Source organism: Amycolatopsis sp. NPDC003676 (assembly GCF_053587275.1).
In genome coordinates, this window is sequence record NZ_JBSFNS010000253.1 from 1 (window position 1) to 1,857 (window position 1,857).

The window sequence follows — 1,857 nt, forward strand, 5'->3', positions numbered from 1 at the left end:
ACGATCAAGGCCGGCGAGGGCGTGCTCGTGCTGGGCTACGCCGCGAACTGGGACCCGGAGGCGACGAACTCGTCGGCGGCGCCGCCCCGGTAGGCATCCAGCTGCGCGAAGTAGCGCGAGGAGTCGGCGAGCATGACCGAGGAGAAGGGCACCGTCACCCGATCGGTCAGCCCGCGCCTGCGCAGAATCGCGCTCACCAGCGCGCGGCCGATCCGGCCGTTGCCGCTGACGAACGGGTGGATCGAGACGAACTGCGCGTGCGCGATCGCGGCCTGCACGAGGATCGGCAGGTCACCGCGCGCGACGAAGGCGAGCAGGTCGGCCACCAATTCGGGCACCAGTTCCGGCGGCGGGGGGACATACAGCGCGTGCAGCGGGGTGTAGTCGCTGCCGCCGATCCAGGTCTGCGCCGTGCGGAAGCGGCCCGCCTTCTCCCACTCCGGGGCGATCAGCACGCGGTGGGCGCTGAGCAGATTCGCCTCGGTGATCCGGCCGGTGGCCCCCGCGTCGACCAGGCCGGCCAGGCTGCGCACCGCACTCACCTGTGCCTCCGCCTCTGGCCGGGTCGCCGCGCCACCGAAGGCTTTGCCGAACGCTCGCCAGCCCGCGTCGACGTGCTCGATCCGCGACGACGCGACCGCCTCGGCGCGCAGCAGGAATTCGCGCAGCGACGCCGAATACTGGCCCTGGCCCGCCTCGAGATGGGTCACCGCGATCAGCGCGGCCTCACTGGCCGATGTCGTTCGCCGGGAATCGAAGTCGAGATCGGCGATGCGCGGCGGGATGGACACCGCCACCGACTCGGGCGCGGGGCCGGCTCGCGATCCGTCGCGCGCCGTCCAGGGACGCTGCTCGACATGATGAGCAGGCCAATTCATGAGCTATTACTGTACTTTCACTATCCGGAACGCGACTACTTCAGTGGCTATCCGCGTTTGCGGCTGCCGACGCCACCAATGAGATGGCTACTCGCTGTTGGCATTTCAAGGCTGAATGGGCGTCGTGCGGGCTCGGGCGACCGCCTCGGCGATGCCGCCGCGGAAGGGGAGGCCGTGACCGGGCAGGACCAGCTCGGCCGGGACGGATTCGAGGGTGGTGAGCGCGGCCAGCGTGGCGGGGGTGGAGTGGTTGAAGAAGCTCGGAAGTAGCTGCGGACCGACCGTTTTCGAGGTCGGATGCGCGGTGACGAGGGTGTCGCCGGTCGCGATGGCACCCGCCGCGGGGAGGTGGAAGGCCGAGTGGCCCGAGGTGTGCCCGGGACAGGCGATCGGGACCGGGTTGCCCGGAAAGTCCAGCGCCCCCTCGGCGAGGAAGGGCTGGATGTGCGCGACGGTGTTCTTGCGCAAGCCACCCGCGGCGGTGATCCGCGCGGCCCACCCGATCGTCGCGCGATCGTTGAGCCGCTTGATCACATCCAGCGGAGTGGCCGACTCATGACACTCTCCCCGCGCGTGCCGCACCTCGACGGCACTGGTGTACGCGGGAATCCCGTACCGCCGGTGCAGATGATTCAGCGCCCCGACATGATCGAGATGAGCGTGCGTGAGCAGCACCGCGACGATGTCCTCCGGCCGATGCCCGAGCTCCCGCACCACCCGCTCGATCACCCCGGCATCCCCCAGCCAGCCGGCATCGATCAGCGTGAGGTCCCGCCCGTCCCGCAGCAGCACCATATTCACCTCGGTGCCCCGAATGGTGAACACCTCGTCACCAACTTGCTGGTAGCGCATGAGCGAATCCTCCCTGGAGCAACAGCTCCCGACCCTACCGACCGTCGAGGCCGGTAGGGAGGAGTCGCCTCACCAGATCGGGCCGTACGTCGGCGTGGCGGCCCCGGGCGTCAAGGTGCTGGCCGCG

Annotated in this window: 2 protein-coding genes; both read right to left on the minus strand. The window is 69.8% G+C overall.

Annotated features, from left to right (window positions below; genetic code table 11):
- Positions 1-35 precede the first annotated feature (35 nt).
- Positions 36-878, minus strand: coding sequence for a Fic family protein (locus ACWDNU_RS45360; protein ID WP_449673390.1), 843 nt, complete (start codon positions 876-878; stop codon positions 36-38).
- Positions 879-983: 105 nt separating this feature from the next.
- Entirely contained in the window at positions 984-1,730 is a 747-nt protein-coding gene (locus tag ACWDNU_RS45365; protein ID WP_355275295.1) for an MBL fold metallo-hydrolase, read from the minus strand.
- Between the last annotated feature and the right edge of the window lie 127 nt (positions 1,731-1,857).

What these genes read in the sequence shown, in the direction of transcription:
- ACWDNU_RS45360 (WP_449673390.1), bottom strand. Translation starts at nt 878, where the DNA reads ATGAATTGGCCTGCTCATCATGTCGAGCAGCGTCCCTGGACGGCGCGC.
- ACWDNU_RS45365 (WP_355275295.1), bottom strand. Translation starts at nt 1,730, where the DNA reads ATGCGCTACCAGCAAGTTGGTGACGAGGTGTTCACCATTCGGGGCACC.